Annotated in this window: 15 protein-coding genes; 6 read left to right on the top strand and 9 right to left on the bottom strand. The window is 34.3% G+C overall.

Annotation, left to right across the window (positions count from 1 at the left end; all coding sequences use genetic code 11):
- Positions 1-31 precede the first annotated feature (31 nt).
- The 8 genes from flgL to B6C84_RS03535 all read right to left on the bottom strand — a co-directional run bounded on the left by flgL (position 32) and on the right by B6C84_RS03535 (position 7,481).
- On the bottom strand, positions 32-970 hold the full coding sequence (flgL, locus tag B6C84_RS03570; RefSeq protein WP_086353940.1) for a flagellar hook-associated protein FlgL: 939 nt from the start codon (positions 968-970) through the stop codon (positions 32-34).
- A gap of 15 nt (positions 971-985) precedes the next feature.
- The gene (gene flgK / locus B6C84_RS03565) at positions 986-2,629 is read right to left on the bottom strand and encodes a flagellar hook-associated protein FlgK (RefSeq protein ID WP_086353939.1); all 1,644 of its coding nucleotides are present in this window, start codon (positions 2,627-2,629) and stop codon (positions 986-988) included.
- 163 nt (positions 2,630-2,792) lie between these two features.
- The gene (gene motB, locus B6C84_RS03560; protein ID WP_065613562.1) at positions 2,793-3,689 is read right to left on the bottom strand and encodes a flagellar motor protein MotB; all 897 of its coding nucleotides are present in this window, start codon (positions 3,687-3,689) and stop codon (positions 2,793-2,795) included.
- Positions 3,689-4,576, bottom strand: coding sequence for a flagellar motor stator protein MotA (motA, locus tag B6C84_RS03555; RefSeq protein WP_086353938.1), 888 nt, complete (start codon positions 4,574-4,576; stop codon positions 3,689-3,691). Before motA ends, motB begins: the two co-directional genes overlap by 1 nt.
- 58 nt (positions 4,577-4,634) lie before the next feature.
- Positions 4,635-5,240 (bottom strand): flagellar transcriptional regulator FlhC, encoded by a 606-nt coding sequence (gene flhC, locus B6C84_RS03550; RefSeq protein WP_065613559.1) that lies wholly within the window; start codon positions 5,238-5,240, stop codon positions 4,635-4,637.
- Between the two features lie 13 nt (positions 5,241-5,253).
- The gene (gene flhD / locus B6C84_RS03545) at positions 5,254-5,574 is read right to left on the bottom strand and encodes a flagellar transcriptional regulator FlhD (RefSeq protein ID WP_034901072.1); all 321 of its coding nucleotides are present in this window, start codon (positions 5,572-5,574) and stop codon (positions 5,254-5,256) included.
- Between the two features lie 191 nt (positions 5,575-5,765).
- The gene (locus B6C84_RS03540; RefSeq protein WP_086353937.1) at positions 5,766-6,482 is read right to left on the bottom strand and encodes an RNA polymerase sigma factor FliA; all 717 of its coding nucleotides are present in this window, start codon (positions 6,480-6,482) and stop codon (positions 5,766-5,768) included.
- Between the two features lie 186 nt (positions 6,483-6,668).
- A complete protein-coding gene (locus tag B6C84_RS03535) occupies positions 6,669-7,481 on the bottom strand; it encodes a flagellin N-terminal helical domain-containing protein (protein WP_034900970.1) in 813 nt (270 codons plus the stop codon).
- Between the two features lie 559 nt (positions 7,482-8,040).
- On the opposite strand from B6C84_RS03535, the gene fliD reads away from it, so the two are divergent.
- Genes fliD through fliT form a run of 3 tightly spaced genes read left to right on the top strand, consistent with a single transcriptional unit; the run spans position 8,041 to position 10,226 of the window.
- A complete protein-coding gene (gene fliD / locus B6C84_RS03530) occupies positions 8,041-9,474 on the top strand; it encodes a flagellar filament capping protein FliD (RefSeq protein ID WP_086353936.1) in 1,434 nt (477 codons plus the stop codon).
- Positions 9,475-9,483: 9 nt separating this feature from the next.
- Entirely contained in the window at positions 9,484-9,861 is a 378-nt protein-coding gene (gene fliS, locus B6C84_RS03525; RefSeq protein WP_034900965.1) for a flagellar export chaperone FliS, read from the top strand.
- Positions 9,862-9,878: 17 nt separating this feature from the next.
- Entirely contained in the window at positions 9,879-10,226 is a 348-nt protein-coding gene (gene fliT / locus B6C84_RS03520; protein ID WP_165601607.1) for a flagellar protein FliT, read from the top strand.
- Between the two features lie 339 nt (positions 10,227-10,565).
- Here the strand turns inward: fliT and fliE are convergent, their stop codons facing one another.
- Complete coding sequence (fliE, locus tag B6C84_RS03515; RefSeq protein ID WP_034900954.1) at positions 10,566-10,868, bottom strand: flagellar hook-basal body complex protein FliE; 303 nt, start codon at positions 10,866-10,868, stop codon at positions 10,566-10,568.
- Positions 10,869-11,043: 175 nt separating this feature from the next.
- Here fliE and fliF point away from each other — a divergent pair, with 175 nt between their 5' ends.
- Genes fliF through B6C84_RS03500 form a run of 3 tightly spaced genes read left to right on the top strand, consistent with a single transcriptional unit; the run spans position 11,044 to position 14,511 of the window.
- Positions 11,044-12,744 carry a flagellar basal-body MS-ring/collar protein FliF gene (fliF, locus tag B6C84_RS03510; protein WP_086321111.1) on the top strand — a complete coding sequence of 567 codons (1,701 nt, stop codon included), beginning with the start codon at positions 11,044-11,046 and terminating at the stop codon, positions 12,742-12,744.
- Positions 12,744-13,742, top strand: coding sequence for a flagellar motor switch protein FliG (fliG, locus tag B6C84_RS03505; protein ID WP_086321112.1), 999 nt, complete (start codon positions 12,744-12,746; stop codon positions 13,740-13,742). Before fliF ends, fliG begins: the two co-directional genes overlap by 1 nt.
- Entirely contained in the window at positions 13,735-14,511 is a 777-nt protein-coding gene (locus B6C84_RS03500; RefSeq protein WP_165754937.1) for a flagellar assembly protein FliH, read from the top strand. Before fliG ends, B6C84_RS03500 begins: the two co-directional genes overlap by 8 nt.
- Positions 14,512-14,530 lie beyond the last annotated feature (19 nt).

Genomic DNA, 14,530 nt, shown 5'->3' with positions numbered 1-14,530 from the left:
ATGTTTAGGACGTAAGAAAATTAATAATAGATTATTTCATTTGAAATAATGACATGTTTTGCATATTCATAAATGTATATTGTGCTGCTTGTAAATTTGCTTGTAGCATCACATAATCTGAAATCGCTTCATACCAATCAACATCTTCAATTTGACTAATTTGCGTTTCAAAATCAATATCTAAGGTTTTACCCAGTGCGGTTAGTCTTTCGACTTCAGCCAATACATTTCCGCCGGCAGCTCTAACGGTCGAGATGTTTTCAAATGAGTTATCAACACCTTGACTGGCTTTAGATAAACCTAATCGAAACTGTTCAATAGCTTCAGGGTCATTATCATCTAAACCAATTTGCAATGCCGCTATGGCATAATCGATACTCGCAAAGACATCACTTTCTACTGCCGTATTGGCGCCTGTCATAAAAATCTGTTGGCCAGTAAAACTTAGCGATACTTCACGGGTATCATCGATGAAAACATTAATCGTAGTTGAACCACCGACATAATTCACTTTACCGCTTTCATCGACCACAAAAGGAGGGGTATCATTTTTATTACCAGCAAACAGATAATTACCATTGGTATCTTTAGCATTGGCTAACGAAATTAACTGATCTTTTAATCCTTGTAGCTTATTGGCTAAATCTTGTCTGTTTTCATCATTTAACGTCTCATTACCGGCATAAACTAAAGTTTCTTGGATTGATTGAATCACAGTATTCGCTTCTTTTAATACTGTATCTTGCCGACTTAATGATTTATCAACACTATCTCGCGCTGCTTGAAATTGGTTATTTCTTGATTGAGCTTGCTTTAAAATTAATGTTTGTGAAGCACCCATTGGATCATCTGAAGGTGATAATATTTTCTTGCCGGTTGCCAAATGTAATCCTGACTTTTGCCACTTGGTATTGGTATTTAAAATACTATTTAGATTTTTTTGATACATTGAATGAGTACTAAGTCGCATGTCTAAATCCTTTTATTATTTGGCCAAACCTAAAATGGTATCAAATATTGTCGTTGCCGCATCAATAACCTTGGCATTTGCTTGGTAATATTGCATATAAACTTGCATAGAAATATATTCTTCTTCGATATTCACACCGGAGATTGATTGATTTTGTTCATAAATTTCTTGGGTGATATTTTGACTCGATTGCGCTGAAATTTTAGCTGTTTGCGTCTCACTACCTATATAACTAACTAATGATGTATAAGCACTATTTAAGGTTTTGGTACCATTAACTAGTTTTTCATTTTGTATATCAAGTAGTTTAGCCACATTTCGATTATCACCACTACCATTTTCATCATCGTTAATACCGGTCGCGAGTTTATTTACATCTTTAACCAATAACTGTAATGATGAGGCTACATCGGCAACAGGTTTAAGTAAAAAGCTATCACCAGCAACAGCATTGCCAGTAATTTCAATCGATAAGCCGTCAAACACTAACTTACCATCGCTAACTTGTGGGGTAATTTGTTGATTATCAGATAATCTGGTTACTACCCAATCGTTGCCATTGAACTCTATTTTATAATCAGAAGCTTTGACTTCAGTTACTGAGTTATAATCCATTTTAACGGTAGCATTACCTTGGTTTTTGCTATTAGCAATACTAGTCGGTTTGTGATAATCAAATAGTTTTTCGCCAGGGTCACCATTAACATCAACGCCAGACGTATGTACTTCATTAAAGCGCTCAGCTAAATTTAACGCCAACAACCCTAATTGATTACGAGCTTCAAGGAGTGGTCCATCACGAAAAGCTAATAGTCCATTTAATCGGCCTGATGCGATATTTTGACTTGTCAGTTCTTGTGTCGCACCAGAATTATGGGTGTAAATAATCGTATTTAAGGCTGGATCAGAGGCCGAAGGCTGCACCGATAACTGATTTGTCGATGCGCCTTGTACTAAGCTTAAACCATTGCTAAGCGAAATATTATATTGGCCATTTTGCTCGGTAACAGTTATACCAATCAGTTCACTTAATTCAGTTACCAGTTGATCTCGTTCATCTAGTAAAGAATTAGGTTCATGACCACCACTGACAGCCTGTAATTTGGCAATTTTTTGATTGAGATCGGCAATTTGTTGGGTATAAGTATTAACTTTATCTATGTTATTAGTCAGTTCAGTATTGATATTGGCAATTTGATTTTTTAAATTCAATTCCGTTTTATTGAACTGGCTGACTAAAGAGGTAAGATCGCTAATCACTGTCTGTTTTGTTGCAGCATCACCCGCATTGGAAGAGAGCTTATTTAAGCTAGCAAACAGATTATTTAATTGTGAAGAAATACTGTTTTCGTTTTCAGCTAGTAAATTATCGACTTTTGATAATTCATTGTAATAGGCTTTTATCGAACCATTTTGCGATTGTGATTGACGTAATTGACCAACCACAAAACTGTTATATGCGCGGTTAACTGATGATACCGCAACACCATTACCCACAAAGCCAAAATTATATTTAGTGCCGTTTGCTTGACGCAAAATTTGCTGCTGGCGGTTATAACCAACTGTATGTGCATTACTAATATTATTACTAATCACATTAAGCATATTTTGTGCTGTATTTAATCCACTAATACCGGTATTCATCAATGAATTTGACATAAAGGCTCCTAAATATAATCTCAGTTAATAATAAAATTATTAAACTAAAGTGTTATTATTTATATCGGCCTTCAATTTAAAAACTTTAGTTATTTTTAGATAAAAATGGATTTTTTTTGATTTTAATTTTTTAACCAGCTTAATCTGAGTATTTATGTTGATATTATTCTGATTTAATTTGTTTGGCCTGTTTTAAAAAATCGATGCCAGTCATGGTATTTTCATCTTCAATATACTGCTGTGCTGATTTGTTCAAAATTAAAATACTAATACGGCGATTGGCATCTTTGCTGTAATTTGGGTTATTTAATCCCACCGTATCGGCTAACCCAATAATACGAATGATTTTATTGGAATCTAATCCACCAGCGATCAGTTCTCTTCTTGATGAGTTTGCTCTATCTGCGGATAACTCCCAGTTACTATAACCACGATCACCGGTTATATACTGACGCTCATCAGTATGACCAGATAACGTCATTTTATTAGGTAACGAATTTATGATTGGCGCTAAAGCATACAAAATTTCTTGCATATTAGGATGAATAACCGCACTACCAACATCAAACATCGGTTTATCATCGGTGGCTAAAATCTGAATTCTTAGCCCCATTTCTGTTAGTTCAACGATAAGATTAGCGGCTAATTTTTGTAGTCGGGGATCAAGTTCAAATACTTCATATATTTTATTCGCTGTATCAATTAATTGCTTTTTTTCATCTTGATTCAAATCAGATTCGACAGGATGATCATTCAATATGGTATTTTTATCTTCACCTACATTTTTAGATACATCATCGCCGCCACCAGGTATCGGGCTTTCACTATCACTGATATTTTTGCCACCATTTTGACCTAAAATCAATGGTGTTCTAAAGTATTCAGCAATGCCTTGTAACTCTTGTGGACTGGACTTAGCAATTAACCACATGACGAGAAATAGCGCCATCATCGCCGTCATAAAGTCAGCATAAGCAATCTTCCATGATCCACCATGATGGCCACCGCCATGACCGGATTTCTTTTTAGAAATAACTATTCTTACTGACTTCTTTTTCATTATTCATTATTTTCTGTTGGGTTAGCGTTTTTATCTTTCACTTCTTGAATATATTTTTCTAATTCAAAAAAAGATGGCCGTTCGTGGGAAAAAATTGTTTTGCGACCAAACTCAATACAAATTTGCGGCGCATAATCATGCATACTGGCAATAAGAATCACTTTAGTACATTCTAAAATTTTTACTGTATCGGCATTTTTTTGCCTTAATAAGGCTGCTAAAGGCGACACAAAACCATAAGCCAGTAAAATACCTAAAAAGGTACCAACCATAGCATGGGCAATAAGCTCACCCAATTCGCTAGCTGGCCGGTCAGCTTGTGCTAAGGTGTTAATTACCCCCATAACTGCAGCCACAATACCAAAAGCAGGTAAACCATCACCAACGCTAGCAATAGCATCAGCTGGTTTTTCAAGTTCATGAGTATAGGTTTCTATTTCCTCATTCATTAATGCTTCGATTTCATATACTTCCATATTGCCACTGATCATCAAACGTAAATAATCAGTGATAAAATCACAAACTTGCGGATTGGCTAAAATAAGTGGGTATTTTTTAAATAACTCACTCTCCTTGGGATTATCGATATCTTCTTCAATCGATAAGCCACCACTTTGACGCACTTTAGTTAATATGGTGTACATTAAATTGATTAATGTTAAATAAAGTGTTTTATTATATTTTGAGGTTTTAAATAAATTACCTAGTGATTTAAGTGTCGCTTTGATAACTTTCTTTTCGTTACTTACAATGAAGGCCCCAATAGCTGTCCCACCAATAATGAGAAACTCTAATGGTTGAAAAAGTACCGCCAAATACCCGCCACTTAGCACATAGCCGACTAAGGCTGAAGCGATAACCACAATATATCCTATAACTATTAGCATTGGCTTTCCTTTATCTCCATAAAATACAAATAACTCTGTTTTACTGCTTAATATTTACTTAAATTGTTACCTGATTTGCTGTGACTAAATTAAATGCATTTGGTATTGATAAAACTTGTAAACATTTGGCATGACTCTCTTTATGTGTTTTATTATTTTTTTCTGCTCTTGATGGTGGCTGGCATAAACTGCACACAAAACTATTCTGCGGTTGATAAGCATGGGTAATAAATCGCCCTTTGCACTCCTTACAACTTGACTGCTGCATAACATTACTTTCAACAAATTTAACTAAAATCCATGCTCGGGTTAATCCTAAAATAGGCTCTTCATCTTGAGGAAAGGAACACTGCTCTAAATAGAGTTGATAGGCTTTTAAAATGGCCTGAATACCTGGTTTAATACCATGTTTAACTAAAAAGTGGTAAGCATTATAAAACATACTTGAGTGAATATTGGGCTCCCAAGTCATAAACCACGTAGTTGAGAAGGGAAGCAAACCTTTAGGAGGAGGACATCCTTGAATTTCTTTATATAATTTAATTAATTTACCACGGCTTAAATTGGTTTCACTTTCTAACATTTGGATTCTAGCGCCGAGTGAAATTAATCGAATAGCTAATTGAACTTCTTTATACTTTTGAATAATACTTGTGCTACTCATCTTTATTATCTACCTACTTATTAATTGAATCTAAAAGTAAGCTTGATAGAAGGATCCCTGTATGCATCTGCTTTATATCACTAACGCGAGATTCCTCAGTTAATTTTTCCATCATTGCCGAATTTTTAAATCTAAATTGAAATGTTAATTGATTGGTTTCAGATAGAACCAACATTTGAGAAGCACTTAAATTACTCAAGATATCAGCTGTTTTTTCATCAATTCCTAATCGATACATCGCCATCACTTTATCTTTTTCAAGCATCTTTTGACTTAATAAAAGCGTTGAAAGATTTAAATGATGAATACATTTCAAAATATCGTCATCTTGTATATTTCCCAATTTAACCACCACAATCCATATCCGCTTGCGTTCGCATAAAAAAACGCAAAATTAATAAAACACAACTAACACCACTTTTTTAAACTTAAAGTTACATTTTTAAATTCGAAAGGTCAATAAAAAAATTATTTCAATTTATTTTCGATTTATTTTTCCATGTTTTACTGTTTTAATTCTTTTTTTTATAAAACAATTTTACTTTGTATTCGTTTAATTGCTTGGCTATGTAATTGACTTACTCGAGATTCGCTAATATCCAACACTTTTCCAATCTCTTTTAAATTTAATTCTTCTTGATAATAGAGAGCTAAAACCATTTTTTCTTTTTCTGGTAAGTTACCAATTTGTTGAACAATAATATTGCGAATTTCATCATTAATAATGGAAGCAAAAGGATTATTATCTGTGTCAGGCTCAATTAACGCATCCAAATTATCGCCGAGTTTTTTGTGAATCTCATCATAAGAACAGATTTGGCTATAATTTGAATCTAATAATACTTTGTGATATTCAGTAAGAGATAATTGCAGGTGTGCAGCTATCTGTTGATCATTGGGAGGTATGCCTAATTTTTGCTCTAATTCATTAATAGCTTTAGTGACATCTTTAATTTTTTTCCGTGTTTGCCGTGGCAACCAATCTCGACTGCGTAATTCATCTAGCATAGCCCCTTTTATTCTCGGAGTAGCAAAGGTAGTAAAAGTATATCCTTGAGATGAATCATAGCGTTTTATAGACTCTAATAAACCTATATAACCAACTTGCAGTAAGTCATCAAGTTCAATCGTTGTTGGCAATCGAACTGCTAATTTCAACGCTTCATTACGAACTAAATACAGATATTGTTGCCAATCGATTTGATTCACTACACCTTGAGAGTTATACAGGCTATCACTCATTTTTCTGAACCAATGTGAAAAAATGCTAATGATTATTATGACGATAATTGATTGAGTTAATGGCAAGAATAAGATATTAAAAAATAGGTAATTAACATTATTAACAATAGTGGTATTAAAAAATACCACTATTGTTATCGTACAAAATTAGAGTGACCGAAATTCTATCTATGTACTTGTATGGTTTTATTGTAATAAAGACAATACTGATTGTGGTACTTGGTTAGCTTGTGCCAATACTGAAGTACCAGCTTGTTGTAAGATTTGACCACGTGTCATATTAGATACTTCTTCAGCATAATCTGCATCTTCAATACGGCTACGTGCTGAACTTAAGTTATTTACAGTATTGTTGATGTTAGTTACAGTTGACTCAAAACGATTTTGTACCGCACCAAGCTCACCACGTAATTCATCAATTTTTGATAATGCCGCATCAATTGTTTTTAATGGATCTGCGGTTGGCGCATCTGATACATTAAAACTAGCTAAACCTAATTTGTCGCTGTCAATTTGTTTTAAATTGATAGCAATGATTTCACCATCATTTGCACCAACTTGAATGTTAAGGGTTTTGTCTTCTGATAACACTTTAGTACCATTGAAGTCAGTTTGTGCTGATACACGGTCGATCTCTTGTAAACGTTGGTCGATTTCATTTTGGATTGATACAAGATCGCTTTCAGAGTTAGTACCGTTTGCTGCTTGAACAGTTAATTCACGAATACGTTGTACATTATTATTGATTTCGTTTAATGCACCTTCTGTAGTTTGTGCAATTGAAATACCGTCATTGGCATTACGTGCAGCTTGAGTTAGACCACGAATACTAGAAGAAAAACGGTTAGCGATTGCTTGACCAGCCGCATCGTCTTTAGCACTGTTGATACGCATACCAGATGATAGACGCTCAATTGCAGTTCCAAGCACGCTTTGAGAATGATTAAGGTTGTTTCTTGCCATTAAAGACATAGTATTAGTATTAATTACTTGTGCCATTTTTATCTCCTTTAATATGATTAGTTAGATCAACGAGATATTGAAAAATAATTCAATATATATGCTGATGGTTTAGTTATCGGTATTAAAAAAAGAAACTTTAATATTTTTTTGAATTTTTATTTGTTGGTATTAAATAAAGCTGAATAACTAAGTAATTAAATGAACATGATTAAAGGGCATCATACATGTTTATATGTGTAGTAATCGAAGTTATATATCGTTGAATCGACTGGTTAATATAGCCTTAATTTGTGGCAACAAAACTTAAGCTTATCCCAATTTAATTCATTGCAATATATTTTCTAATTAATCAATAGTAATGATATTGGAAGTTTCACTACACAATTTTAATGTTAGGCAACATAAAGGACAGCTAACATCACTATTGATTAAGATAACTAACTCGTTTTTTAATAGATAAAACTGATTATCAATATTCTCATTACCAAAACCGACTTATTTATTAGTAAAGATAAAAAACTAAAAACAGCTAAACTTTTTACGGCATTGGTCGATAAAACAAGGGATGAAAGAATTTATATTAGGATAATCAATCATGGCAATGAGTATATTAGGAATTGGTTCTGGTATTGATTTAAATGAAGTATTAGATCAATTAGAAGCCGTTGAAAAAAATCGTCTTACACCGATAAAAGCCCAACAAAAAGCAGTTAATAACAAAATAAGCGGTTTTGGTAAATTAAAAAGTGCATTATCAACATTCAACAGCGCAACAGCAAAACTGCAAAAAAAAGAGCTGTTTCAAGCGCGTTCCGCATCTGGTAATGACAACTATTTTACCACTAATGTAAATAGCAAGGCCCAATTAGGTAATTATGCGGTTAGCGTCGAACAACTTGCCACTGCGCATAGTGTTGCCACGAATGCTATAAATGATAAAACATCAACGTTAGGTAATGATAATGAAACCCGTACCCTCACAATAGAACAAGCTAATGGCCAAAAATTAAACATCACGTTAGGCAAAGATGACACATCGCTCGAATCGATAGCCAATGCAATCAATCAAGCTAAGGTGATTAATGAAGATGGTTCAACCAGTGACACAACAGTAAACGCAACTATTGTCCGTTCTGGAACTGATAGCTATCAACTGGTTATCACATCAAAAGAAACCGGTGAACAACAAGCCATTACCTCTATTTCATCCGATGATGATAAGCTTAATTCACTAATTGGATTTAATGCTAATCAAGCTGATTCATCAGCTATGAGTGAAGTGGCTAAAGCGCAAGATGCTAAATTTAGCTTTAATGGTATAACGATTAATAGCTCATCAAATACCGTTAAAGAGGTTATTCCTGGTGTCGATATCACATTAAAAGCAGTCACTACAACAGCGCAAAATTTAACCATCAGCGCTGACAATGACAAAGCTCAAGAAGCCCTTAAAGAGTGGGTTGATGCCTTTAATCAATTACAATCAACCATATCAAGCTTAACGCAATTTACCGCTGGTGATGCCAATTCAGATGAATTAAATAATAGTAATGGCCCACTGATTGGTGATTCAACACTACGTAATATTGATCAAAGTATTCGCTCTATATTTTCTAAAGGTCAAACAGGAGAATTATCGGTACTAGCACAAATTGGTATCAATATGGATAGTAATGGCAAACTGGTGATTAAAGAAAACGAATTAGAAAAAGCCCTTAAAGAAAACAGTGAAGCCGTCGCCATTTTATTTACCGGTGATGGTGAAACAACTGGCATTGCCAACGAAGTCTTTGCCAAAGTAAGTAGCTTTATTGATAGCGACGGCATGATTGATACGGCAACTAACGGTTTAAATTCTACCTTAAAATCATTAGATAAACGCTATGACCAAGTCAATAACTCTATTGACCAAACTATCGAGCGTTATCGAGTACAATTCACAAAACTAGATATCTTAATCAATGAATTAAATGGTATGAGCAATTACCTTACCACCCAATTTGAAATGATGGCGAATTTAAAAAAATAAGGCATAACAATGTATAAAATGGGATCTCAAGCTTATAAACAAGTTAATTTAGAAACTAGCGTTAGTCAGGCTTCACCTCATCAGCTTATTGTTTTGTTATTTGATGGCGCATTAAATGCTATTCGCTTAGCTGAGTTATATATACAAAAGGGTAATATTGCTGGTAAAGGAAAAGCCATTTCTAAAGCTATTAATATCATTGATAATGGGCTTAAAAGTTGCCTTGATTTAGATCAAGGCGGTGAAATTGCTGAAAATTTAGATCAGTTATATCAATACATCAGCCAGCAACTGGTTTTTGCTAATCTACATAATGATACGCAAATACTGCAAACTTGTTTTGATCTGCTTAATAATATTGCCCAAGCTTGGCGTGAGATAGCATAGTTATGGATGTAGCAGAATTGAATACGAATCTAGTATTAGAACAATACGAGCAACTTAATTATGTTGTTGAGCAAATGCTAATTAATGCACAACAAGAAAATTGGGAATTATTAATTAGTTGGCAAACTAAATATCAGCAGTTAGCCCGTGATATTCAACTCAAAAATGGGTTAACTACTATTGATAATATACCATTATCACAACAAGATATGATTCAAATGTATATCAATAATATTCTTAGTTATCATGAGCAATTAAAGCAATTAATCCATCTGCGACATAATGAATTAAGCCAATTAATTGGTGAACAGGTTGATTATCAAGCAAAAATAGATAGCTACCAAACAATCGCCAATTTAGTTTAGATTATTCACAGAGAAGTCAAAAAAATAGTACAAAAATAATTGAGGAACGGGGTTTTTTTAGCTAGTTTTATCTGCCAAAAACCCCACTCCTCAAACTTTTTTTGATTAATTTTACATCGTCAATGTATATACTTTGCTTGTACTGGTGACTAGCTTACTTCACAATAACTAATGCATTTTTAACTTGAAAAAAAATCTTATATCGAGTATCTCGATAGTCGTTGTAACAACAATAGTGGTAAGGTTAAGCCAATTTAGGATAAAAATTGGCGATTAATTAATACTATTTTTTAAACCAAAATATATCATCTAGTCGATAAGTAACCTTCCGATAATAGTTTAAACATTCATATTCATGATTTCTTGATATGCTGCGACTAATTTATTGCGAACTTGAATACCAAATTGTAAAGAAACTGAAGACTTTTGCATGCTAACCATCACCTCATTTAATGCGATATTGGCTTCACCCATCTCAAATGCTTTAGCTTGCTGGCTAGCGTCTATTTGTGTTTGACTGATTTTATCTAATGCCATTTTTAATTCAGCCATAAAATTTTGTTCACTGTGATTAATAGATTGCTTATGTGAAAAATCAAGTTGGGTTAATGTTGTGCTATTAAAGGCATCAATACTATTCATAATAAAGGTCACGGTTATTCGTCTTAATCAAGTTATAGCGTAAATTATCATAAAGATAACAATCTAAAAGCGATAACTAAAGGGTAAAGCATATGCTTTTTTAGCTATTGATTTTTTTAAATACACAGATAATAAACCCTAGAATTAATCTAGTCAGTTTAGTGTTAGGATACATATGGATAGCCAGGCAGTTGGTAACAAAGGCGAATCAATATTGAGTAAGTTACCTTTTATTAATCAATTAAAAATAAATCGTAAAATGCTACTCCTTATTGTAGGAGTAATTGTAATAGCAATTAGTAGTATTAGTTACTTATGGCTTAAAGACGATAATTATGGCGTATTATTTAGTAATTTGAATGATAAAGATGGCGGTGAAATCATTAGCCAACTTGATAAGTTAAATATTCCCTACAAATTTTCATCCTCTGGCACAACTATCTTAATTCCCCAAAATCAAATTTATCATACTCGGTTACGAATAGCCCAGCAGGGTTTGCCTAAAGGTGGCGCAATTGGTTTTGAACTACTCGACAAAGAAAGTTTTGGCATGAGTCAGTTTAATGAACAAATCAACTATCAACGAGCATTAGAAGGCGAACTATCGAGAACCATTGCCATTATTAGCAGTATAGATGATGCCAGAGTGCATTTAGCGATGCCTAAACCCTCTTTATTTGTTCGAGAAAGAAAATTCCCTTCCGCATCTGTTGCACTAACTTTATTACCAGGTCGAGCTTTATCGCAAGGTCAAATTGATGCCATCATTCACTTAATTTCGAGTAGTGTGCCAGAATTACAAGCGGATAAGGTGACGATTATTGATCAAAAAGGCAATTTATTAACTGGCGAAAGATACCGTGACAGTAACGTTAATATTGCCCAATTAGAATATAGTGAACGGATTGAAAATCTAGTTCGAGAACGAGTAGAAAAAATTATTATCCCTATTTTGGGACAACAAAATGTTAAGGTACAAGTGAATGCGGATATCGATTTTAGTCGGCAAGAGTCAACATCGGAAATTTATGATCCCAATAGCGATGCCAGCAACCAAACTATTCGCAGTAAGCAACACATTGAAAATAGCCAATTAGCATCAAGCAACACTATCGGTGGTGTGCCGGGCGCTTTATCTAATCAACCGGTACCAACGCCTAGTGCACCAATTGATGGTGAGAGCGATACCAAAGATAAAGACGATAAACAAAAAATGTATCATTTACAGTCAAATAAAACATTGAACTTTGAAGTTAATCGTCAAGTTATTCATAGCAAAATCCCTGAAGGTCGTATCAAGCGTTTATCTGTCGCTGTTTTAGTTAATTATAAATTTATTTCAGCCGATGAAATCACATCGGCAAATGAAGAAAATTCAGAACAGGAAGCTGTTGAAAAATGGGTAAAACTAGATCAAGAGGAACTCACCCATATTGAAGCGCTTGCCCGTCAAGCAATGGGGTTTTCTGACTTGCGTGGTGATTCATTAACAGTGGCTAATTTGAAATTTACCGATCAAATTGAAGATGAAAATGCCGCCATGGTCTTTTTACAAAAACATGAAGTTTTCGACATGCTGAAAGTCGCAATTAAATATCTGATTTATATTTTAATAATCTGGTTTGCATGGCGCAAAGTATTACGCTCGATATGGATTAAAATTCAAAGACAATATCTTAATACTGATAACAGATCATCTGATGGCACAATGGCTAGTGAAGATAAGCTTGATTACAAAGCACACAGTAAACTGCAACAGAAGATTTTTGAAGATAATATGCAACAACAGCAATACATCCGCAAAATTGTCGAGAAAGATCCTCGTGTAATGGCTCTGATTATACGTGGTTGGATGAACAAGAAGGACACCGAGTAATGAATTTAACTGAAGCGCAAAAATCGGCGACAATTTTAATGATTTTAGGTGAAGAATTAGCAGCCAAAGTAATGCAATTTTTAAACCATAAAGAGGTACAAAAAATTAGTAGTGCCATGATGGGATTGCCACAATTAACTCAAGAACAACTGAAAAATATTCTTAATGAGTGTCAAACTACCCTTGATGATTGTGCAGTATTAAATACGGATACCAATGGCTATTTAAGAAAAGTTCTAGAAAAATCAATTGGTAGCGATAAAGCTAACCGCTTACTTGATGAACTATTAGATACCGATATCGAAGATACCACTGATGGTTTAAAAATGCTTAACTTTGTCGATGCTGCACGCGCGGTTGATTTAGTTAAAAAAGAACACCCACAAATTATTGCCACTATTTTAGTTCACTTAAATCGCGATTTGGCTGCTGAGATTTTAAATTTATTTGATGACCAATTACGTAATGACGTCATGCTACGTATTGCAACTTTCGGTGGTGTAGAGCCATCAGCATTAGAAGTGTTATCGACATCATTATCAACCTTACTACATGGACAAAATATTAAACTTAATAACATGGGTGGCATCCGCACCGCAGCAGAAATTATCAATCTGATGAAATCACAACAAGAAGAACTGGTTATCAATGCATTACGTGATTATGACAATGAGCTTGCTCAAAAAATCATTGATGAAATGTTCTTATTTGAAAATCTGGTGGATGTCGATGATAGAAGTATCCAACGGCTACTCAAAGAGGTGGATAATGAAACCTTAATCATCGCCATGAAAGGGGCAACAGAAACCTTACGCGAAAAACTATTAACAAATATGTCACAACGTGCTGCCTCAATATTACGAGAAGATTTAGAAAACAGACCACCAGTTCGCTTGTCGCAAGTCGAAACCGAACAGAAGAAAATTTTGGTTATTGCACGGCGCTTAGCAGAAACAGGTGAGATGATCTTAACGAGTGGTGATGATGAATATGTATAATCATACTAATAGTGTAAGTTGGAAACCATTGCATTTCCAAGATTTGGCACTTAGCGAATTATCACCATTAACCAGCCAACAACAGCCAGAAGAGTTGGAAGAATTTGCGCCACCATTAGAGCCAGATAACCACGATGATCAAGATGAGGGCTCTTTTGATATCAATAGCCCAGCAATATTGCTAGAACTCGAAAATATTAAACAACAAGCAAGAGATGAAGCATACCAAGAAGGCTTTAATTTAGGTAAAGAAGAAGGTTTTAATATTGGCAAACAGACTGGCTATGAGCAAGGATTCACACACGGTCACCAAGAAGGGCTGGACACAATAGAACAACAGCTAACGGCAGAAAAATTAACTAGCATAAATGCCATCAAAAATTTAGCAATCAACTTTCAACAATCGATTAGCCAAATTGATGAAAAAATTGTACCAAAGCTATTTGACTTAGCTTTACTTGCTGCCGAAAAAACAGTTGGTTCCTTATCAAAAGTCAAACAAAAACAATTATTACATATTATAAAATCATTAATTGAACAAAATACAATTGTTAATCCACCAATTGTAGTACGAATTAATCCAACAGACTTGTTATGGCTTGAACCACAACTAAATAATGAGTTGCAACCACAGCAATGGCAGTTTATAGCTGATGCCAATATCGAATTAGGTGGTTGCAAAATATTTACCCAAACCAATGAGATCGACGCCAGTGTAACCCATCATTGGCAAATTATCGCAGATAATGTACATGGAGTTGAACATTAAGGTGGACTTTTGTACGCAA

This window comes from Gilliamella apis (assembly GCF_002142155.1).
Taxonomy (GTDB): domain Bacteria; phylum Pseudomonadota; class Gammaproteobacteria; order Enterobacterales; family Orbaceae; genus Gilliamella; species Gilliamella apis.
This window is presented reverse-complemented; position numbering and strand designations above follow the sequence as displayed.

What these genes read in the sequence shown, in the direction of transcription:
- flgL (WP_086353940.1), bottom strand. Translation starts at nt 970, where the DNA reads ATGCGACTTAGTACTCATTCAATGTATCAAAAAAATCTAAATAGTATT.
- flgK (WP_086353939.1), bottom strand. Translation starts at nt 2,629, where the DNA reads ATGTCAAATTCATTGATGAATACCGGTATTAGTGGATTAAATACAGCA.
- motB (WP_065613562.1), bottom strand. Translation starts at nt 3,689, where the DNA reads ATGAAAAAGAAGTCAGTAAGAATAGTTATTTCTAAAAAGAAATCCGGT.
- motA (WP_086353938.1), bottom strand. Translation starts at nt 4,576, where the DNA reads ATGCTAATAGTTATAGGATATATTGTGGTTATCGCTTCAGCCTTAGTC.
- flhC (WP_065613559.1), bottom strand. Translation starts at nt 5,240, where the DNA reads ATGAGTAGCACAAGTATTATTCAAAAGTATAAAGAAGTTCAATTAGCT.
- B6C84_RS03540 (WP_086353937.1), bottom strand. Translation starts at nt 6,482, where the DNA reads ATGAGTGATAGCCTGTATAACTCTCAAGGTGTAGTGAATCAAATCGAT.
- B6C84_RS03535 (WP_034900970.1), bottom strand. Translation starts at nt 7,481, where the DNA reads ATGGCACAAGTAATTAATACTAATACTATGTCTTTAATGGCAAGAAAC.
- fliD (WP_086353936.1), top strand. Translation starts at nt 8,041, where the DNA reads ATGGCAATGAGTATATTAGGAATTGGTTCTGGTATTGATTTAAATGAA.
- fliS (WP_034900965.1), top strand. Translation starts at nt 9,484, where the DNA reads ATGTATAAAATGGGATCTCAAGCTTATAAACAAGTTAATTTAGAAACT.
- fliE (WP_034900954.1), bottom strand. Translation starts at nt 10,868, where the DNA reads ATGAATAGTATTGATGCCTTTAATAGCACAACATTAACCCAACTTGAT.
- fliF (WP_086321111.1), top strand. Translation starts at nt 11,044, where the DNA reads ATGGATAGCCAGGCAGTTGGTAACAAAGGCGAATCAATATTGAGTAAG.
- fliG (WP_086321112.1), top strand. Translation starts at nt 12,744, where the DNA reads ATGAATTTAACTGAAGCGCAAAAATCGGCGACAATTTTAATGATTTTA.
- B6C84_RS03500 (WP_165754937.1), top strand. Translation starts at nt 13,735, where the DNA reads ATGTATAATCATACTAATAGTGTAAGTTGGAAACCATTGCATTTCCAA.